The sequence below is a fragment of the Acinetobacter sp. ABJ_C5_2 genome, assembly GCF_044538485.1.
Classification (GTDB): Bacteria; Pseudomonadota; Gammaproteobacteria; order Pseudomonadales; family Moraxellaceae; genus Acinetobacter; species Acinetobacter nosocomialis_A.
Genome location: NZ_JBIUCS010000025.1, coordinates 22,202 through 43,402, shown reverse-complemented (window position 1 = coordinate 43,402; position 21,201 = coordinate 22,202). Strand labels below are relative to the sequence as shown.

Below are 21,201 nucleotides of genomic sequence, written 5' to 3'. Positions count from 1 at the left end.
ATTACAAGCATTGTAAATGGGTATACTTCTCATTTCAGCATTCAAACTAAATATAAATTCTAAAAATACATGATAATTTTAAATATGATAAAGGCTTTATAAGTTCTTATAATAAATGCCATATATTATAAATAGACTATACCATTAATATATATGTTCAGTATTTCCACAGAATATACCTTTCCAAGTGAATATATATTAACCAAATAAACTAAATATATTATTTGTCTTTTTAATAAAAATTCATAAGAATAATCAAAGTCAGAGTTTTGAATAAACTTGTTCAGTAAAACTAAAGGCAAAGGATTGATTGTATGCTGACATTACTTGGTGTTGGCATGATTTTATGCTTCATGTATTTAATCATGTCCAAACGTTTAAGCCCTATTATTGCTTTAATTCTTATCCCATTTATTTTTTCTCTTATCGCCTGGGGCCTTGGTCACTACTTTGAAAGCTTAAGTCATATTGAGCTTAAGGGTCTCAGCGAAATGATGCTAGAAGGCATCAAAAAACTTGCGCCTACTGGCGTAATGTTATTATTCGCGATTTTATATTTTGCCTTAATGATCGATGCAGGTCTTTTCGATCCTCCGGTTAAATGGATTTTGAAAAAAGTTAAAGGCGACCCTCTAAAAATTACATTAGGGACCGTTTTTTTAACTACCTTAGTTTCTCTTGATGGTGATGGTTCAACGACATATATGATTTGTGTAGCAGCAATGCTCCCTCTCTATCAACGCCTAGGTATGAATACACTCATCATGACAGCACTTATGTTGTTATGTAGTGGTGTAATGAACCTTACACCATGGGGTGGCCCTACTGCCCGTGCAGCGAGTGCGCTTCAAGTTGATCCAAGCCATATTTTTGTACCAATGATCCTTCCAATGGTGATTAGTATTGGCTGGTTATTCTTCTTGGCATATTTATATGGTCGATATGAGCAAAAACGTTTAGGCGTGATTGAGCTTGAAAGTCATCATGGCGACAACATTACTGTTTCAAAAGATCCAGAAGCGACTCGTCCACATTTACGTAAAGTAAATATGGTGCTCACCATTCTTCTTATGATTGCATTGATCAAAGGTATTTTACCTATGTCAGTGTTATTCATGCTGGCGTTCTGTATTGCAATGCTCATCAACTACCCTGATGTTGATATGCAGAAAAAGCGTATCGCTATGCATGCAGATAGCATCTTGGCTGTTGTAGGTTTAATTTTTGCGGCAGGTATTTTTACAGGTATCTTATCTGGCACAGGCATGGTTGAAGCAATGTCTAAAGAATTTGTCGCAATGATTCCTGCAAGTATGGGTCCATATCTCGCACCGATTACAGCTTTCGTAAGCATGCCATTGACCTTCTTTATGTCAAATGATGCATTCTTCTATGGTGTATTACCTATTCTTGCTGAAGCTGCTTCACATTATGGTATTAGCCCAGAAGCGATTGCACGTGCTTCTATTGTAGGCCAACCTGTACACTTATTATCACCACTTGTTCCATCAACTTACTTGTTATGCGGTCTTGCTAAAGTCGATTTTGCAGACCATCAAAAGTTCACTTTTAAGTGGGCATTTATTACTTGTATGGTGTTAATGGGTACAGCATTAGTGATTGGTGTTTTCCCACTTTTTAGTGCGATCTAACTACATTCTGCTATAAAAAATAAAAGCCCCAATTGGGGCTTTTATTTTTATTTATTCACATACTCAATCATGGCATCTAAGAACGCATGAAAGTGCAAGCCAATATCTTCTTCTAAAATTTTATAGGCATTATCAAATTGCACCATTGGCCAACCTTCTTTCCAAAATGGGAAGATGTCATGCAAGTCATGAGTAACAATTGCATCTTCTCGCACAATTGCTTGTGAAATTTGTGCCAAAACTTGCGCTGTTTCAGCACCATCAATAGCTAAATAATCAATACCACGTGCTTTTAAAATACGAATTCGATCTTTTTTATAGCGAATTTTTTTAGCTTGAGCTGCATTTAAACCTAGTGCAAGAGTAACCGCCTCTACAAATTTCTCTTCAAAATTTGTATTTAGTGCCACCAAAGCCTGTTTATGTGCTTCCTGACGTCCTGCTTTCCCCCCGCTACGGATGATCTCATTTGCTTCCGTATCTAGCTTATCTTTTTTCATCGACTGTAAAATGTCTAAAATTTCGATATCGCTTAAAGATTCAGGAGATTGCTCAAACATAGGAGTCCTTATACATACAACTAAAGGCACATTCTCTCATAAAAGCGATATTAAAGCAGAACAAAATTTTAAGTAGTCTATTACCGTGACTATTTTTATAGTCCTAACTTCACAGATTACATTTATAAAATCAGATCATTCTTTGGTTATAAATTTTAATGTTTGCCAAATTAATTTTACCCTGATAATATTATTTTACCCTGATAAAAATATACGGCTAAAATGAATACTACAATCACCTATACTGCTTTTACTGGAAGTACACTTATTGCAAGCGCCTCCATTGTTGAACTTGCAAAAAAACTCAAAGATCTTCCGAAAACAACGGAAAATATTCTGATTTTTAATGATCAAACAGGTCAACAAATTGATCTTGATCTTTCTGGTTCGGAACAAGAATTTCAACAACGTTATGCTGAGCCAGAAGAAATTAAAAAAGTTGGACGACCTAAACTTGGTGTAATTTCTCGTGAAATCACTTTACAGAAAAAACATTGGGATTGGTTAGATCAACAAAGTGCGAGTGCATCAGCATTGATTCGCAAGTTAATTGATAAAGAGTTAAACAACCCAAATTCTGAAGGCAATATTATGCTCGCTAAACAAGCTATCGACCGTTTTATGTCTGCCATGTTAGGTAATATGCCAAATTACGAGGAAGCAACACGTGCCTTATATCAAGGTGATCGAGATACATTTTTAAAGATGATCCAGAACTATCCCAAAGATTTAAGAGAATATTTAACTTTAAAAACTCAAAATATTTTCTAAACTCAATAAAAAACCCGCTTACGCGGGTTTTTTAGAACTCATTTTCAATCTATTAAAGACGAACCAATTCCACGATTTTTTCTACTGCTTCTTCTACAGTTTCAGCAGTTATCTCTGTATCTGTACCTTCCACAGAAGTTGTGATAATTACAACACCCGTCTCACGTAATAGAACCAATTGCTCAGCTGTTAAGTTTGCTTTCGCGATCGCAACTACACCTTGCTGAATCAGCAAACTTTCTAAGACTTGAGCTTTTTCAATTAATTGTGCAGAAACACTAATAGCAGCAGGTTTTTGACCTAAACGAGCAGCACGGTCTTCGGCAGTAACAGCATTGCTATGAGTAGTCCATTCAACAGCAGCCTCAACCATACCAGCACCAACAGTTACGTTGCTTAAGCGGTCAATGAAGATGAATGAACCTGTATAACGAGAATCTTGATATTGATCAAATACAACTGGCGCATCGAACTCAACTACAACATCTGCAATTGCATTTAACTCAAGCTCTTCCACATGAGTATGTTCAAGTGTATTCACATTCACACGATAGTGAATGTTAGTCACTTTTGCTGGAACAGTTTGTGTACCAATCTTAATATTGTACAACTTACCCTTTACAAGCGGGTGCTCATTCATCCATACCACAGAAGCACGAACGCTACGTGAAATTAATGGTTGCTCACCTGCACGTACCAGCACGTTTCCGCGGCTAATATCAATTTCATCGTTTAACGTTAATGTAACTGCCTGACCTGCAACTGCCTGCTCAAGGTTACCGTCAAAAGTAACAATTTCTTTAACTGTAGAACGCTTACCAGAAGGTAACGCTACAATTTCATCACCAACATTAATTTCACCTAAAGCAACGGTACCTGCAAAACCACGGAAGTCGAGGTTTGGACGGTTCACATATTGAACAGGGAAACGGAATTCGTGTTTGTTCGACTCGCGGCTAATTTCCACAGACTCAAGAATACTCATCAAGGTTTGACCCTTGTACCAAGGAGTATGAGCTGATGGATTTACAACGTTATCGCCATTTAAAGCAGAAATTGGAACAAATAAGATATTGGCTGGACGACGATCACCTAATTGGCTTACGAAAGCATCATATTCAATCTGAATTTCAGTGAAACGTTCAGGTGAATATTCAACCAAGTCCATTTTATTAATGGCAACAACAATATTCTTAATACCAAGCAAACTTGCAATAAACGTATGGCGACGAGTTTGCGTTTGAACGCCATAGCGCGCATCAATCAAGATGATTGCCAAGTCCGCAGTTGACGCACCTGTTGCCATGTTGCGTGTATATTGCTCATGCCCTGGGGTATCCGCAATAATAAACTTACGCTTTTCTGTTGAGAAATAACGATAAGCTACATCAATGGTAATGCCTTGTTCACGTTCTGCTTGCAGACCATCTACCAGTAATGCCAAGTCTGGTGCATCACCCGTAGTTCCTACTTTTTTACTGTCACGCGTTACTGCTTGTAATTGATCTTCATAAATCAATTTTGAATCGTAAAGTAAACGGCCAATTAAGGTACTTTTACCGTCATCTACGTTACCGCAAGTCAAAAAGCGTAAAAGATCTTTTTGTTCATGCTGTTTTAAATAAGCCAGAATATCTTGGCTGATTAAGTCTGATTGATGAGACATTGCTCAAACTCCACAAATTTAGAAACTGTCTTAGAAATAGCCTTCTTGCTTTTTCTTTTCCATTGAGCCTGCTTCATCATGGTCAATCATACGACCTTGACGCTCAGAACTTGTTGCCAATAACATTTCCTGAATAATTTCTGGCAATGTATCAGCTTCAGACTCAACTGCACCTGTTAATGGGTAACAGCCAAGCGTACGGAAACGTACAGACTTCATTTGCGGAACTTCACCCTCTTTTAAACGCATGCGTTCATCATCCACCATAATAAGCGTACCACTACGCTCAACCACAGGACGAACAGCAGAGAAATAAAGAGGAACAATTTGAATATTTTCTAAATAGATATATTGCCAAATATCTAACTCTGTCCAGTTTGATAATGGGAATACACGAATACTTTCGCCTTTGTTTACTTTACCGTTGTAAAGATTCCAAAGTTCAGGGCGTTGGTTTTTAGGATCCCAACGATGCTTACTATCACGGAATGAATACACACGCTCTTTCGCACGTGATTTTTCTTCATCACGGCGCGCACCACCAAAAGCAGCATCAAATTGATATTTATCCAAAGCCTGTTTTAAAGCTTGGGTTTTCATAATATCTGTATATTTTGAGCTACCATGATCAAATGGATTGATCCCTGCTTCACGGCCTTCTTTGTTCTGATGAACAATTAAATCAAAGCCATGGGTTTTTGCCATGTTATCGCGAAACGCGATCATGTCTTTAAACTTCCAACCTGTATCTACGTGTAATAAAGGAAATGGAAGTTTCGCAGGATAAAATGCTTTTAAAGCAAGATGAAGCATTACAGCCGAGTCTTTACCAATTGAGTAAAGCATGACTGGATTTTCAAATTCTGCCGCAACTTCACGAATAATATGAATACTTTCAGCTTCAAGTTGCTTGAGATGTGTAAGTCTTGATTCAGTCATGAACACGTCCTTCTCTATCCATTTTGCCCATAAAATCTAGAAGTGGTATTAAACCACCACTTAGAAGACCATGTGGAGGAACGAGTGCCATAACAACTCCAATTTTTTGTGATAAATAATCCAACTACATGCCTTTATGAGGCTTATAGCATTAGTTATGCATTATAGTGATTTAAAACTGTTTTCTTTTGCTTGTTTTTTCATATTGATATTCAAATTCATCATATAAATGTAAAATACTGATTCGCATAGATAACATGCCCATCCTAGCCCGCATCGTTAACTGAAGCAAATCACGATCTCATCTTTAGATTTCTTTAAATACAATAAAAAAAGAGAAGCCTTTTTAGCTTCTCCTTTTCATCAGTAATATTTAAGTCTTAAAAACCAAACATTTTACGTTCTAACGGAATTTCAATACCAATAGATGCACCTGAATCATTACCCTCTAAATCAGAGTCACTAATCCAACCATTAATTTTTAATGGAAGATCTGGCTTGATGTAATGCGTCCAAGTTAAATCAAGTGCTTTGATTTTATCTTCTTTAGGGAAGGCTTTATTGATTGCCAAGTTAGATTCATTCACCTTCACAACCATTGCACGGCCACTTAAGCGATTCATAGTGTCAAAGCGAATATCACCACCAACAGAGTACATTTGACCATCACCACCCATTGCATGCCCTAGAGGGAAACCATGCTGATAATAACCGTCAGTATAAATATAATGATTATAAGAGATTCCTTTTACATCATTATTGGTACGTGTATCTGCCCATTCAGCATAAACTTGATAAGGCATATCTTTATAGCTAGAAGAATAATCAGCACCAGCTAAATACATTTTTTTAGAAGGAAGCAAACCGGCTTCATCTTCACCTACATATTGACCATAAATACCAACAGGAGCATTTAAAAGTGATTGAAGATTTAAACGAGCATCAAATCCAGCAATTTGATTAGATCTGTCTTCAGCTGCATCATAAACATTATCATTACCTTTAATTGCATTCCATAATGAGTTCCAACTTTCAGAACGCCCTTCACCACCCCATTGTAAAGTTCGGGAAGCACCCAGTTCCAAGTAAGGTAATGGACTTGCCGTAACACGCAAACCTAATAACTTAGCATGAGGAATAGCTTTATAATCATCTAACTGACCTGCAAATAATTGGTATTGCCAAGGACCAATCCAAGATAACCATTTGGTATCAAATGCATTTTGTATAGCTCTTTGAGCTGTCACCCCATACACAGGACGACTTGCATCACCACGGATTAAACTACCATCATGGCCAGGTCCCCACCATGTTGGAATTTGACCAGCAACAACCCATTGGTTCCAAATTTTACCAGCGACATAAGAACCTTCCACATTGACATCATGGCCATTATCAATTTGTGGATCTTTTTCTGCGTTTACACGGATTTTTGCATCCCAGTTTTCACCGCCCGCATTAAACTCTACAGAACCTTGATACTGTGATTTTTGGTTATCGCCAAAAGCTTGTGGAAGATTTTTAATATCAGATTCGGCAAAAGCACCCACTTTAACTGTATCGTTATCTGCCTTTAATGCATTGCGAACTGAGTTAATAACTTTTTGTTGAGCTGGATGTGTTACTTTAGCCTGAGAGAGTGCGCGCTGAATTTCATCACCGCTTAAAGGCCAAGTAGAAGTGCTGATGTTAATAACACCTTGTTGATTCAACCAATTTAAATCTGTACGTAAATCATCATTATTAAGCACCAAACCTTGGGCAAAAACAGCTGATGAGGCAGTTGCTAATAATGCAATTGAAAGTGTTTTTCTTAAAAACATGTCAGCACAATTCTCAAAGTTATTTATGAGCAACACATTAATTTTTTTATCGCAAATTTGCAATTGTTAAACTGTGCAATTACATTTTTTAACGTGCTCTTAAGTTTTCTATAATTTAAGTGTTTTTTATATATAAATAGTGAATAAAAAAGGCAGTATAAACTGCCTTTTTCTGTTTTGAAGATTAAATTAACCGTCTTTACGGCGCATATGCGGGAATAAAATTACATCACGAATACTTGGTGCGTCTGCAAAAAGCATAACCAAACGGTCAATACCAATACCTTCACCCGCTGTTGGAGGTAGACCATATTCAAGTGCTTCAACAAACTCTGCATCATAATGCATTGCTTCATCGTCGCCTGCGTCTTTTTCAGCAACCTGAGCTTGGAAACGTTCAGCCTGATCAATCGGGTCATTTAACTCGCTAAAACCGTTTGCCAATTCACGACCACCAATGAAGAATTCAAAACGATCGGTAATGTGCGGATTGTCATCATTACGGCGAGCAAGTGGAGAAGTTTCTGCTGGATATTCAGTAATAAAGGTAGGTTGACGAAGTTTAGTCTCAACCGTTTCTTCAAATACAATTGTTTGAAGCTTACCTAAACCAAAACCAGGTTTAACTTCTTCTTTTAATTCCTCACGAACAAATTTTGCAAGGAATTCACGGTCACCCACATTTTCTGGCGTGAACTGAGGGTTATTCTCTAAAATCGCATCAAACATAGAGATTTTCTTGAATGGCCCTTTAAAGCTGAACACTTCGCCTTGGTAAGGCACATCAGTTGTACCTAAAATATCAAGAGCTAACTTTTCAAGCATGTTTTCAGTTAAAGCCATCAAGTCTTTATAATCAGCATATGCTTGATAAAACTCGATCATTGTAAATTCAGGGTTGTGACGTGTTGACACCCCTTCATTACGGAAGTTACGGTTAATTTCGAACACACGTTCAAAACCACCAACAACCAAACGCTTTAAGTAAAGCTCAGGTGCGATACGCAAGAATAACGGCATATCTAGAGCATTGTGATGCGTTTCAAACGGACGTGCAGACGCACCACCCGGAATTACATGCATCATTGGCGTTTCAACTTCCATGAAACGTTCATTTGTTAAAAATGCGCGAATACCTGCAACAACTTTGGCACGAATTTCAAAAGTCTTACGCGTTTCTTCATTCACGATTAAGTCAAGGTAACGTTTACGGTACTTAACTTCTGTATCGTTCAAACCATGAAATTTATCTGGTAATGGACGAAGTGATTTTGTAAGAAGTTCAAAACCTTCAAGGTGTACATACAAATCACCTTTACCAGAGCGACCGATATAACCTTCAGCAGCAATAATGTCGCCTAGGTCTAAACCTTTAATGGTTTCAAGAATATCTTTTGGTAAACCTTTGCGGTCAACATATAACTGGATACGACCAGTCATGTCTTGGATTACCATGAAAGAACCGCGGTTCAACATGACACGACCAGCAACTTTTACATAGACATGTTCAGCGCTTTCAATCTGTTCTTTCGACTGATCTTTAAATTGTTCTTGTAGATCAGCAGCGTAGTGTTCACGTTTGAATGTATTTGGCCAAGGACTTTTTCCAGTATCCTTTGCAACATCTTGGATTTGCTTTAATTTGGCATGACGCTGTGCAATTAAATCGTTTTCGGAAATAGTTGGTTCAGAAGTCGATTGAGCGTTTTGTTGCGTCATCTCTGCCTCGATTTAAGTAAAAATGAAGTGGCATAGCTTAACAGATTGCTGAGGTTTTTCGAATGATTTCAATCAAACAAAAATGAAAAAAGTCAAAGCAGTCAGACTAAAGGCGTTTTGAATGAAGAAAATTACTTAGACCAATCGCTAAGATCATTTTTTTTTGCTTTAAGTAAAATATAAAAAAATCCAAATAACCTCGATTTTTAAAAGGCCTATTTTGCCTTTTATTTTATCTATGAGATTGTGTAGCAAATAATGAAAATTCTATTTTTACATGGCTTGGATTCTTCTCGTGAATCAACAAAATTCCATGCCATTTTACATCCTGAAAAATTTTGTATTGATGTAGATTATCGTAACTTAAGTTATGCCTCAGTGAAGGACTTTTATCATCAAGCAATTGAAACGATTAAACCTGATTTATTAGTCGGTCATAGCCTTGGTGGCTATTGGGCTTTAAAAACAGCTGCTCAACATAAGTTAGCTGTTGTTGTTGCCAATCCAAGCCTTAATCCTAGTTTTCGTAATGATTACCCCAACCTTTGTGATGAAGATCTTGATCACTCTAATCCTAAAATGGCTTATTTAGAGTTAGGAGACGAGCAACTTGATATGTATCAAGTACAGGAAAAACTTTCACCTTATATGACAGTAGAAACATATGACGGAGGCCATCATCGTCTTGCTTATCCTTCTCGTCTCAATGATCTGATTTCTAAAATTCATAAAAAATACTTTGCCTAAACAACCAACTGAGCAAGATGAACTAACTCCCTTCTGCAATATCTTTTACAACTTCAAAACCTTGAACAAAGCCACTTTTTAACATACCGATATATTCAGGTAAGGTGGCCAATTCAACTTTTAAAGTTGTAGTATTCCCATTTTGGCTTAAAAAATATTTTTCTAGTGAACCACTCCAGCCTTTCACCTCTTCACTTTCTAAGTCTTCCTTACCCTCTTTAATCATTCCTAAATGTTTAAAAATTAGCACCTCAGGCTTTTTCATTTCTTCAATGGTCGAAACCATTCCATTTCCTTCTCCGTCTAGAAAATATGTTTTACCACCAATCTTCCAGTCAGTACGCATTGAAGAATCCGGCGCAAAGAATTTCGTCCATGCATTATATGTCTCGCTATTCCAGAGTATATTCCATACTTTTTCTATAGGCGCGTTAATTTCTACTTCATATACTAGAATTTCCATATTCAATTTCCTTATCTCTGTTACTCAAGTGTTCAATAAACTTTCTCGTTTTATATAAACATGAATTTATCTGTCTATTTATTAATCAGCTTATGTTTTTAAGAACTTTATTTATATAAATGCTTTGTTCTTTTTGTAACCCTTCATATCACTTAAAACCTTATTACATTAATAAGTGAATAAAAACATATGGTTTATTATGTGTTTATGTTGAAGTTTTGCCTAAATAACCAGTTATTTGTCTCGATATGCCATTCACCTTTGCTTACGAATGATTAAACTCCCTTATGTGCTTTACTTTAAATGTAGAACTGCGTAAAAATTTGATACCCGATCAAAGCTACATTAGTTATTATTGAACGGATCGTAGTTACATTATTAATAGATGGAATAGTTTTACTGAAAGGCAGCTTTGAGCAAACTTATCAGTGCGGAGAGTCTCATGAAAAAATATCAATGTATCGTTTGTGGATGGATTTACGATGAAGCAGAAGGTTGGCCACAAGACGGCATTGCAGCTGGAACAAAATGGGAAGATATCCCTGATGATTGGACTTGCCCTGATTGTGGCGTTTCAAAAGCTGACTTTGAAATGATCGAAATCTAATGTCTTAAATGAAAAGGCCATGATTTACATGGTCTTTTTTATATATCACCAATCACCGTATTAAATGAACAATTCTAATTCTGGAGAAAAAAATGCATCCAATCGTCATTATCGGATCAGGCATGGCGGGTTATACCTTAGCACGTGAGTTCCGTAAGCTTAACCCAGAGCAAGAACTTGTGATGATTTGTGCGGATGATGCGGTGAACTATGCAAAACCAACGTTATCTAACGCTTTTGCAGGTAAAAAGGCTCCGGAACAAATTCCGTTAGGTGATGCTGCAAAAATGAGTGCACAGCTCAATATGCGTATTGAACCTTTTACATGGGTGAAAGAAATTTTAGCTGAGCGTCATGAGCTTGTTCTAGAGAAAGATGGGGTAACTTCAAATCAACCCTATTCAAAACTGATTTTAGCCGTTGGTGCTAACCCGATTCGTCTTGCAATTGCAGGTGATGGCAGTGATGACATTCATGTAGTGAACTCACTGATTGATTATCGTACCTTCCGCGAAAACCTTGCTCAGCGCAAAGATAAACGTGTTGTGATTTTGGGTGCTGGTTTAATTGGTTGCGAATTTGCCAATGATTTACTTCATAGTGAATATGATGTAACGGTAATTGATTTAGCACCTCAACCATTAGGCCGTTTGTTACCGTCACACATTGCTTCAGCTTTCCAAGAAAATCTTGAAGAAGCTGGGGTTAAATTTGCATTAGGCACAACCGTTGAAAAAGTAAGTAAGATCAATAATGGTGAAGATTACGCCGTTACATTAGCAAATGGTCAAACTTTAGTTGCTGATATCGTGCTTTCAGCGATTGGTCTACAACCAAATATTTCTCTTGCTCAAAGCGCAAATATTCAAACCAGCCGTGGTGTAATTACTAATAGCTTGCTTGAAACGAATCAAGCAGATATTTATGCGATTGGTGACTGTGCAGAAGTGAATGGTAACCTGCTTCCTTATGTAATGCCAATTATGCAACAAGCGCGTGCTCTAGCAAAAACATTAAGCGGCCAACAAACAAATGTACATTACCCTGCAATGCCAGTTGCGGTAAAAACCCCGGCTGCACCACTTACAGTTTTACCGGCACCGGTTGATGTCGATGTAAATTGGGAAACTGAAGAATTCGACGATGGTATGCTTGCCAAAGCAATTGACAATGAAGGAACATTGCGTGGTTTCGTATTGTTAGGTGCAACAGCAGGCAAGCAACGTTTAACGTTAACTAAGCTTGTTCCAGATCTTATTCCTGCCCAAGCATAAGGTTTAAACTGGGAATACTCGCTCAAGAGTATTCCTTCAAGGAATGCATAACATGAATAGCGCCTTACAATTTAGTATTTCACCCTACACTCCTTTTATGCAAGAAACCAAAGTCAACTTAGGCAATGGTATTGAATTGCATGTAGAAGTAGGTGGAAAAGCAGAACATCCAACCATTTTGCTAATTATGGGCTTAGGTGCCCAAATGCTATTTTGGCCGGACTTTTTCTGTAAATCGCTCATTGATCAAGGTTTTCGTGTTATTCGTTTTGATAACCGTGATATTGGCCTTTCTTCAAAAGTTCGTCATCAGGGTAAACGTTTAAATACCATGAAATTGATGGGACGCTTTGCTTTAGGGTTAAAAAATCAGGGTGCACCTTATACATTGTATGATATGGCAGACGATGTATCGATGCTTCTCGACCGTTTAGGCGTAAGTAAAGCACATGTGGTCGGTGCATCAATGGGTGGTATGATTGCCCAGATACTTGCTGCAAAATATCCGGAAAAAGTAGAAAAATTAGGTTTGATGTTTACCAGTAACAACCAACCCTTTTTACCACCACCATTTCCTAAACAACTTTTAAGTTTGATTGGCAAACCCGAATCACGTGATGAAGAAGGGATTGTTAACCACAGCTTAAAATTATTCCAATTGATTGGTTCTCCTGGTTATATTAATCATATTGAAGCCGTTCAAACTGCACGAAAACTTTATCAACGTAGCTATTATCCTGCTGGTGTACTTCAACAGTTTTTAGCAATATTATGTACAGGTTCCTTACTGCAACTGGACCGTGAAATTAAGCAACCCACCATAGTCTTACATGGCTCTCGTGACCGCTTACTTCCACCAAGTCACGGTAAGGCTGTAGCAAAAGCAATTTCCGGTGCTAAGTTTGAATTAATTGATGGAATGGGGCATGATATCCCTGCCCATTTTATTCCACAGCTTAGCGGTTTATTTGCGCATCATTTTAAATCATCATACTAGGACACTATGGCTGCATTACCCTCACTAAGACAGCTATCATATTTAGTTACGTTGTCGGAAACTTTGCATTTTACTGAAGCAGCACGCCGCTCTTTTGTTACCCAATCGACTTTATCGGGCGGTATCATGGAGCTGGAAAGGCTATTAGGTGGCGTTCTGGTTGAGCGTGACCGTCAGAATGTGCGCTTAACACCATTAGGTGAACAAGTCGTTGCTAGAGCCCGTGTATTGCTAGCAGATGCTCAGGATTTAATGCGTTTAAGCCGTGAAATGAGTGAACCATTAACTGGCGATCTTCATTTGGGTGTTATTCCAACCATTGCACCTTTTATCCTGACACGGTTACTTGATGAAGTGCATCAACAATTACCAAAGATTCAGTTGCATTTACATGAAGCTCAAAGTGAGAAAATTGTAGAGCGCTTAGAACACGGTAATTTGGACATGATCGTTCTTGCCCTACCTTTTGACACAAGAAGTCTAAAAGTAGCTGAAATTTCAAAAGAAAATTTATATCTTGTTTGTAGTAAGCAAGATACAAATGCACTTCAAGCAAACTCTCTCGATGACCTTGATTTATCGCGTCTTATTTTGCTTGAAGAAGGTCACTGTTTACGTGACCATGTATTAAGTGCTTGCCCAATTGGTGAACGTAAAAACGATAACCGCTTAAAAGCAAGTTCATTACCAACATTAGTCGAAATGGTTTCTTCTAATTTAGGTTTTACGCTTTTACCAGAAATCGCAATTGAAAATAGTATGATCAAGTTTAATGATCAGATTACTGCAAAACCAATTGAAGATGCACCAAGTCGTACTCTAGCGCTCGTTACACGTAAAAGTACGCCATTGCAAAGCGAGTTTGATGTACTCCTGCAAATCATGCAGAAAATTACAACAAATTTACATGAATAAAAAAAGGAGTCTTCGGACTCCTTTTTCTTTTACTGTGCTGTTAAAGATGCCCATTTAAAGACCCAAGCCGATTTCAGATCCAAACTCTCATCTGAAATTATTTTTTCTCGAATAATTTGTGCAATCGCAAAATCATTGGCGGGGTCTACCATAACCCGTATTCCTTTTGTGGTTGGGCTAGTCACAATCTTATATCCTTTCGCCTGCAATTGAGACTGGATCATATTTGCTTTATTTTGATTAGGTGCCAATGCAACTTGTACCATCCATTTTTTTTCGCCATTTTCTAAAATTTCTTTAGCTACTGCTGCATCAAGCTGTTTCTTATTCTCAAGATTTTTCTTTTCTTCTATTTTTTTTAATTGAGTATCTTCAACTTTCTTTTGTGCTACCAGTTCATCTTGAGTAGGTTTTCTTTTCTGGACCGTTATTACCTTTGTTTGTGTTTCATTTTTCTTATTTTTTTCCTTTGAAGGTTGTATAAAGTAGGGATATATCATTTGATCATCATATTTATGAAATACAATAATATCTCCATAGCACTTTTGATCTGCATACGCAGTCACTGGCATTACCCCTAAAAATATTCTAATAAATAAACTTTTAATAAAGCATTGCATATTATTCACTTACCAAAGTTAAGTATATTTAATGCAGCGTATTAAAGTAGATTTCACATAATTTGTATATTTTTAAAATTCAATGTTTTATGTAAAGAATCACATATTTTTAAAACATATTGCGGTGTTTCAAACTATTATCGTATATCCTGCAACCATTTAAGAATTCAGATTAAATTACTATGAATTTCAAACAATTAAAAAGCCGACATAATGCCGGCTTTTTAATATTAAGTTTTATTTAAATGTTTCTAATAATTCTCTTTGAGCATTATGTAGTTTTTCACCTTCAGCAGGTTGAGCACGGACCCAAGTACCATCACCTTGCAATAACCAAGCTTGCTGATTGTCCTGCAAATAATTAAGAAGACCTTGCTGATAAATTCGCTTTTTCAATGCAGGATCTTCAATCGGGAAGCATGCTTCAACACGATTAAATAGGTTACGATCCATCCAGTCTGCACTTGAACAGTAAATACGTGCATCACCATTATTACTAAAGTAATAAACACGTGTATGCTCAAGGAATCGTCCTACGATTGAACGTACTCGAATATTTTCCGATAAATTTGGCAATCCTGGGCGTAAGCAACAAATAGAACGGATAATGAGATCTACCTGTACCCCTGCTTGAGAAGCTTCATACAATTTATTGATTAATTGAACTTCCGTTAAAGCATTCACTTTCACAATAATTTGAGCTTTACGACCAGCCTTTGCATTGGTAATTTCTTCATCAATAAAGTTGATGAGCTGAGCATGCAAAGTAAAAGGTGCATGGAGCAACTTTTTCAGTTTTGCCATTTTGCCCATACCTGTTAACTCTTGGAAGATACGATGTACGTCTTCACATAAGTCTTTATCGGTCGTCATAAGACCATAATCGGTATAAATACGGGCATTCATCGCATGGTAGTTACCTGTTCCTAAATGAACATAACGTACCAATTTATTATTTTCACGGCGTACCACCATAATCATTTTGGCATGGGTTTTATAACCCACGATACCGTAAACGACTACCGCCCCTGCTTCTTGAAGTACATTCGCCACTTCAATGTTTGATTCTTCATCAAAACGGGCACGTAATTCAATAACTGCCGTTACTTCTTTACCATTACGTGCAGCTTCAGCCAAGACTTGTACAATTTCCGAATCAACTCCACTACGGTAAAGCGTTTGTTTAATTGCCAATACTTGTGGATCACGGGCTGCTTCGCGGAGTAACTGAATAACTGGCGCAAAAGATTCAAATGGATGATGAAGCAAAATATCCTGCTTTTGCATGGCAGAGAAAATACTCTCGGTCTTTTTAAACACTTTCGGTACGACTGGCGTATGCGAGTCATAACGCAAATGAGGACGTTTAAAGTTTGAAACCAAACGAGCCAAGTTTACAGGACCATCAACTTTATATAGTTGTTCTTCGTTTAAGTCGAATTCTTCAAGCAGATATTCATAAATATGTTGTGGACAGTTATGAGTTACTTCCAAACGAACTGCTCGACCAAATCGGCGTGAACTTAATTCACCTTTTAAAGCTTTAGCTAAATCTTCAACGTCTTCATTGAGCGCCAAATCGGCATTACGAGTTACACGGAATTGATAACATCCAGTTGCAGTCATACCAGGGAACAAGTCTGATACATGTTCATGAATAATTGCAGACAGCATGACATGATGCTCTTTACCGCCTGTTAACTCATCTGGTAATCGTACAACACGTGGTAATGAGCGTGGTGCTGGTACTACAGCCAAATCAATTTGACGACCAAATGCATCTTTACCTTCCAAGGTCACAATAAAGTTCAGACTTTTATTGACTAAACGCGGGAATGGATGAGCTGGATCTAGACTAATTGGTGTTAAAACAGGTGCAACTTGTTCTTGAAAATATTTTTTAACCCAAGCCGATTGAGCGGGCGTTAACTCCCCACGACGCAAGAAGCAAATATCTTCTTCACGGAGTTTAGGCAAAATTTCTTCATTTAAAATGCGATATTGGCGTTCAATTGCCGCATGAGCAGTCTCAGAGATTTTTTGTAAGACTTGTCGTGGTGTTAAACCATCAGGGCTTCGACTTTCATTGCCTAGAGCATATTGCTCCATGACTCCTGCCACACGAATTTCAAAAAACTCATCTAAATTACGCGAAAAAATGAGCAAGAAATTCATTCGCTCAAGTAATGGATGTAAAGGGTCGACTGCCTGTTCCAGTACACGTAAATGAAAGTCAAGAATAGACAATTCACGATTAATATAACGGTCGTTATAACTATATTCTGTTGGGGTCGTTGCTGTAATCGCTGTATTCATGTCTAACTTAATCTCTTTCCAACCAAAATCTCTGCAAAATAGTATGCTGCAAATTTATGTCAATTTGATAAAAACTAAAAAAATAACACATCTTTAAGACAGAGTTATTCAGGAATCTGGGTGCTATTCATATAACGTAAAATAACGCGTTTTCGATATTGTAGTTTATGGTCATTACGGTGATCTTGATAATATTTTGGATCAGGCAATAACGCGGCTAAAAAAGCAGCTTGTTCACGCGTTAAGCTTTTAGCACTTTTACCATAATAATATTGAGAAGCTGCTTCAACACCGTATAGATGTTTGCCAAATTCAACCGAGTTCATATACACCTCAAGAATTCGGCGTTTTGACCACATGCGCTCCATCATCCATGTCGCTACTGTTTCTTGGCCTTTACGAATAAATGAACGCTTATTATATAAAAACAAATTCTTTGCAAGCTGTTGAGACACGGTAGAACCACCCGCAACAACTTCACCCTCTTCATTGTTACGCTCAAGGGCAAAACGAATACCGTACCAATCAAAGCCATGATGATGGATAAATTTAGCATCTTCACCAGCTAAAATCGCATGTTTGAAATTATCGCTAATATCGTCATAGTCGAGCCATTCATGAATAATTGGCCGAGATGTATCAGACCAATAATCAATTCGCATAAACATGGTGGTATCAACTTCATGTGTACGCCACCAAACCAAACTTGAGAAGATCCAAAGCTGAATTAAGAGAATTGCCCCAATAAAAATTAACAACACGCGAACAATAAAAGCTTTCATGTTCGTCCTGATCTCCTGTATTCAACTTTTTTCATGTTAAGCTGTAAAGCATGTTCATATATAACAAAAGCATAGCATGACTCAATCTCAGCCTCCGCACATTAATCGTAAACTCAATGTACAAGCATGGTGGCTGACCGCCCTACTGATCTCAATCAATGTAGGTTTGTTCATCTGGCAAATTATATCTGGGGTCGACATTAGCGACCCAGCCATAAAAGATGCTCTTCACTGGGGAGCAGATTTTACACCACTTACTTTTTCTGGACAGCCCGAACGTTTATTTACCAGCATGTTTTTTCACTTTGGTATCATTCACCTTATGCTTAACATGTGGGCCCTATATATTTTCGGTAATGTCGCTGAAGCTTTATTTGGTCGTTTATATTTTATCGGCCTATATTTGCTTGCAGGCCTGTTTGGTAGCCTTTTAAGTAGCTATATCAATATTCAAAATGGACATGAATTACTACAACATTTTGACCAAAGCTTGCTCCCTCATGTAAGTGCCGGAGCCTCTGGTGCTGTGATGGGATTAGGTGCAGCTTTAACCGTCCTTTCATTATTTCCTCCTCTACCTCATCAAGCCTATATACTCGATAAAAAAGCATTATTAATGATTATGGCGATTAACCTTATATTCGGTCTGGTTGCCACAGGTATCAATAATGCTGCACATGTCGGCGGTATGATTATGGGTGCATTACTCGCGCTGATTTGGTATTTAAGTTACCGTACTAAACTTAGTACGATCTTAAAATTTTTGGGTTTAATGGGAGGCCTCTTATTAACAGTCGGGTTCTATATTTACTGTAATCAGCTCAACTCATCATTACTTCCACTTTGGCATGAAATTTTAATTCAGAACCCAGAAATACTGCCTTAACTTAAATCTGGTTCAGCTCTCGCAAACTTTGTAGCGGCGGTAAATTACAAAGATAACCAAGTCTATATTGACCAATGAGAGCGCAAATTAACATCATAGCAAGGGGTAAAATTAACCATATTTCAATATGCCACTGTAGAGCCATGTTCATTTTATAACTTGCAATTGCACTAATTACCTCAGCAAAACAGCAGGCAACAATGCCTGCTAACAGACCTAAAAATCCAATTTCTAAGCTCAGCATCTGCTTCATTTTATTTTTAGACAAACCAAATGACCGTAACAAAGCAACTTCCCGACGGCGTTCATCCATTAACAGGTTTAAACAAGCAATTAAAACGAGTATTCCAGAAAAGCCAACTAACGCTGCAAGCACGGTCACGATTTTGACTAGAACATTCATTAAACGCTTTACTTCATCCAAAATACGGTCAACATCAATAAAAACCGTATTTGAAAATTGCTGAATAATATGAATCATCTTAGGTTGATCTTGTTTAGGCACGTAAAAACTACCCAAGTAGCTACCTGCATTCTCATCTAAAGTTTTTGGCGAAAAAATAAAGAAGAAATTGGGGCTAAAACTTTCCCACTCAACACTTCTGAAGTTTACAACTTTAGCCTGTAAAGTACCGTCTGGCAGACTAAAGGTCAGCTTATCCCCAATCTTAATACCTAGACTTTCAGCAGTTTTTGTCTCTACTGAAACTTGGCCTACAGCATTAAAATTAGCTTGACCTTTTGTAATGACATTGTCATTTGGTAAAGCACTCGACTGAGTTAAATTTAATTCACGGCGTAAAGCATTATTTTGCTTTATGGCTTCTTCCGAAAAAGGCACATCATTCTTGGCAAGTAAACGCCCGCGAATGTTTGGATATAACGGTGTACTTTGCCAACCATTTTGCTTTAACTGTTGCTCAAAAGCTTTTAAATCGAATGGAGGTAGGCCATAAACAAACTGGTTTGGTGTTCCCTCTGGTAATTGCTGTTGCCAACGCTCTAATAAATCTGTCCTGAGTACGCTTAACACGGTAATGAGGCTTAAACCCAAAGCCAGTGCTGTAATTTGTAAGGCACTTTGCGATGCTGAACGAATATAAAAAGACAAACGGGTTTTCATCTTTTTTAAAGCACGAAGCAATAGCCAGACAACGGTATAAAGTAAAATGCAAAGCAGAATAATCGCTGTTAGTACCCAAATACTGAGCATCAAGTTTTCACTTAAAACTAAGCTAAAAATAACAAGACTGGTAATACCTGCAAAGAACATAAAAAATAGTGATTTTCGAGATTTTGCTTGCTCTCGAATAACACGGATGGGAGGAGTATTTAACAACTCCCAAATGCTTGGCAAAATGAATCCAATTAGCACAATTACACTGGTAAAAATGGCAATTGGTAAGGGACCAAGTAAAAAACCAACCACAGAGAAACTTAACTCTAGTTGTGGAATCAGTTGTAACATAAGCTCAAGCAAGCCATAGCCCATCATTATTCCGAGTAGGCTACCGATCACAATCGAAACTGCACTGACTACACAAAGTAGCCCGATATAGGCCCATAAAATTTGGAACTTACTGGCACCTAAACAACGTATTAAAGCAATATGATCTTGGTTTTGCTGAACATAACGCTGACTCGTTAACGCGATGGCAATGCCACATAATAAAATCGTTAAAATATTGGCAAGTTGTAAGAATGTATCGAGGTTTTCTAACGGACGTAATAATCTACTATTTGATTCACTGGCATCGCGTAAGCGTAATCCTGCAGGTTCTTCCTGATCATTTACGGGTTTATGTTGCTGTTTAAATTGCTTACTAAAGTTCTGAACCTGTTCAGGTTGACCAGACATTAACAATCGATAATCGATTCTACTGCCAGTTTGTATTGCATGCGTTTTAGCAATATCTGCTTGATGAATAATAACGGTAGGCGAAAAACCAGAAAAACCTAACTCTTGATTTGAATCTCGTACGATGACACCACTAAAACGGAATTCGGCATCTGCAATAGAAACCGTATCGCCTAGTTTAACTTTAAGTAAATCGGCTGCTCTTTGACTTAACCACACTTGGCCTGGTTGAATACTCTGTGCACTAGGTGCAATCTCAAGCTTTCCTCTTAATGGAAATGCTGGTTCTATCGCTTTGATATTGACCATGACAAACTGGTCTTGCGTATGCGCCATCGAACTAAACATGGTCACATTAGTTTGTTTTAAACCAAATTGTTCTGCCTCTTTTTTCCATTTTGTGTCTAGAGGTTCATTATTCGATAAAACTAAATCGGCCGCTAACATTTGCGAAGCTTGCAGGCTTACCGCATTTTTAACCTGATCATTACTAAACTTAAGGGCCGTGGTTGCGCTAATGGCAAGTGAAAGCGCAATAATGAGTAAATATAGCCCTCCTGTACGAAAGCTTTGTAGTAAAAGTGGCTTAAGTAAATTACGCATAGT

19 protein-coding genes are annotated in these 21,201 nt (G+C 37.6%); 8 read left to right on the top strand and 11 right to left on the bottom strand.

The annotated features are described in order from the left end of the window. The first annotated feature begins 314 nt into the window (after positions 1–314). Positions 315–1,652 (top strand): CitMHS family transporter, encoded by a 1,338-nt coding sequence (locus tag ACH8JV_RS15790; protein WP_396522322.1) that lies wholly within the window; start codon positions 315–317, stop codon positions 1,650–1,652. 47 nt (positions 1,653–1,699) lie between these two features. On the opposite strand, the gene ACH8JV_RS15785 is transcribed toward ACH8JV_RS15790, so the two are convergent. Next, on the bottom strand, positions 1,700–2,212 hold the full coding sequence (locus ACH8JV_RS15785; protein ID WP_263613170.1) for a hypothetical protein: 513 nt from the start codon (positions 2,210–2,212) through the stop codon (positions 1,700–1,702). Between the two features lie 222 nt (positions 2,213–2,434). Here ACH8JV_RS15785 and ACH8JV_RS15780 point away from each other — a divergent pair, with 222 nt between their 5' ends. Then, positions 2,435–2,983 (top strand): DUF2239 family protein, encoded by a 549-nt coding sequence (locus ACH8JV_RS15780; protein ID WP_396522320.1) that lies wholly within the window; start codon positions 2,435–2,437, stop codon positions 2,981–2,983. Between the two features lie 52 nt (positions 2,984–3,035). Here the strand turns inward: ACH8JV_RS15780 and cysN are convergent, their stop codons facing one another. The 5 genes from cysN to lysS all read right to left on the bottom strand — a co-directional run bounded on the left by cysN (position 3,036) and on the right by lysS (position 9,130). After that, complete coding sequence (gene cysN, locus ACH8JV_RS15775; protein WP_396522318.1) at positions 3,036–4,649, bottom strand: sulfate adenylyltransferase subunit CysN; 1,614 nt, start codon at positions 4,647–4,649, stop codon at positions 3,036–3,038. Positions 4,650–4,679: 30 nt separating this feature from the next. Continuing rightward, positions 4,680–5,588 carry a sulfate adenylyltransferase subunit CysD gene (gene cysD, locus ACH8JV_RS15770; protein WP_000140408.1) on the bottom strand — a complete coding sequence of 303 codons (909 nt, stop codon included), beginning with the start codon at positions 5,586–5,588 and terminating at the stop codon, positions 4,680–4,682. Further along, entirely contained in the window at positions 5,581–5,712 is a 132-nt protein-coding gene (locus ACH8JV_RS15765) for a hypothetical protein (RefSeq protein WP_002054314.1), read from the bottom strand. Before ACH8JV_RS15765 ends, cysD begins: the two co-directional genes overlap by 8 nt. A gap of 256 nt (positions 5,713–5,968) precedes the next feature. Continuing rightward, positions 5,969–7,411: a capsule assembly Wzi family protein gene (locus tag ACH8JV_RS15760; protein ID WP_396522316.1), complete on the bottom strand. Its 1,443-nt coding sequence runs from the start codon at positions 7,409–7,411 to the stop codon at positions 5,969–5,971. A gap of 189 nt (positions 7,412–7,600) precedes the next feature. Further along, positions 7,601–9,130, bottom strand: a complete 1,530-nt coding sequence (gene lysS / locus ACH8JV_RS15755) for a lysine--tRNA ligase (RefSeq protein ID WP_396522314.1) — start codon at positions 9,128–9,130, stop codon at positions 7,601–7,603. 258 nt (positions 9,131–9,388) lie between these two features. Between lysS and ACH8JV_RS15750 the strand changes: the two genes are divergently transcribed. Continuing rightward, a complete protein-coding gene (locus ACH8JV_RS15750) occupies positions 9,389–9,877 on the top strand; it encodes a YqiA/YcfP family alpha/beta fold hydrolase (protein ID WP_343569786.1) in 489 nt (162 codons plus the stop codon). Between the two features lie 22 nt (positions 9,878–9,899). Here the strand turns inward: ACH8JV_RS15750 and ACH8JV_RS15745 are convergent, their stop codons facing one another. Continuing rightward, positions 9,900–10,340 carry an SRPBCC domain-containing protein gene (locus ACH8JV_RS15745; protein ID WP_396462656.1) on the bottom strand — a complete coding sequence of 147 codons (441 nt, stop codon included), beginning with the start codon at positions 10,338–10,340 and terminating at the stop codon, positions 9,900–9,902. Positions 10,341–10,782: 442 nt separating this feature from the next. On the opposite strand from ACH8JV_RS15745, the gene rubA reads away from it, so the two are divergent. The 4 genes from rubA (at position 10,783) to oxyR (ending at position 14,133) form a co-directional block, all read left to right on the top strand. Next, positions 10,783–10,947 carry a rubredoxin RubA gene (gene rubA, locus ACH8JV_RS15740; RefSeq protein ID WP_000760495.1) on the top strand — a complete coding sequence of 55 codons (165 nt, stop codon included), beginning with the start codon at positions 10,783–10,785 and terminating at the stop codon, positions 10,945–10,947. A gap of 92 nt (positions 10,948–11,039) precedes the next feature. Then, a complete protein-coding gene (gene rubB / locus ACH8JV_RS15735) occupies positions 11,040–12,221 on the top strand; it encodes a rubredoxin reductase RubB (RefSeq protein WP_396522312.1) in 1,182 nt (393 codons plus the stop codon). A 52-nt stretch (positions 12,222–12,273) separates the two neighbouring features. After that, entirely contained in the window at positions 12,274–13,218 is a 945-nt protein-coding gene (gene estB, locus ACH8JV_RS15730) for an esterase EstB (protein WP_215899744.1), read from the top strand. Positions 13,219–13,224: 6 nt separating this feature from the next. After that, positions 13,225–14,133 (top strand): LysR family transcriptional regulator OxyR, encoded by a 909-nt coding sequence (gene oxyR, locus ACH8JV_RS15725; protein WP_002054474.1) that lies wholly within the window; start codon positions 13,225–13,227, stop codon positions 14,131–14,133. A 29-nt stretch (positions 14,134–14,162) separates the two neighbouring features. Here the strand turns inward: oxyR and ACH8JV_RS15720 are convergent, their stop codons facing one another. The 3 genes from ACH8JV_RS15720 to mtgA all read right to left on the bottom strand — a co-directional run bounded on the left by ACH8JV_RS15720 (position 14,163) and on the right by mtgA (position 17,851). Further along, entirely contained in the window at positions 14,163–14,753 is a 591-nt protein-coding gene (locus ACH8JV_RS15720) for an SPOR domain-containing protein (RefSeq protein WP_311072104.1), read from the bottom strand. A 237-nt stretch (positions 14,754–14,990) separates the two neighbouring features. Next, positions 14,991–17,069, bottom strand: a complete 2,079-nt coding sequence (ppk1, locus tag ACH8JV_RS15715; RefSeq protein ID WP_396522310.1) for a polyphosphate kinase 1 — start codon at positions 17,067–17,069, stop codon at positions 14,991–14,993. A gap of 104 nt (positions 17,070–17,173) precedes the next feature. Next, on the bottom strand, positions 17,174–17,851 hold the full coding sequence (gene mtgA, locus ACH8JV_RS15710; RefSeq protein WP_396522308.1) for a monofunctional biosynthetic peptidoglycan transglycosylase: 678 nt from the start codon (positions 17,849–17,851) through the stop codon (positions 17,174–17,176). Positions 17,852–17,927: 76 nt separating this feature from the next. Here mtgA and ACH8JV_RS15705 point away from each other — a divergent pair, with 76 nt between their 5' ends. Then, complete coding sequence (locus ACH8JV_RS15705; protein WP_396522306.1) at positions 17,928–18,737, top strand: rhomboid family intramembrane serine protease; 810 nt, start codon at positions 17,928–17,930, stop codon at positions 18,735–18,737. Position 18,738: 1 nt separating this feature from the next. Here ACH8JV_RS15705 and ACH8JV_RS15700 read toward each other — a convergent pair whose 3' ends face one another. Further along, complete coding sequence (locus ACH8JV_RS15700; RefSeq protein ID WP_396522304.1) at positions 18,739–21,198, bottom strand: ABC transporter permease; 2,460 nt, start codon at positions 21,196–21,198, stop codon at positions 18,739–18,741. Positions 21,199–21,201 lie beyond the last annotated feature (3 nt).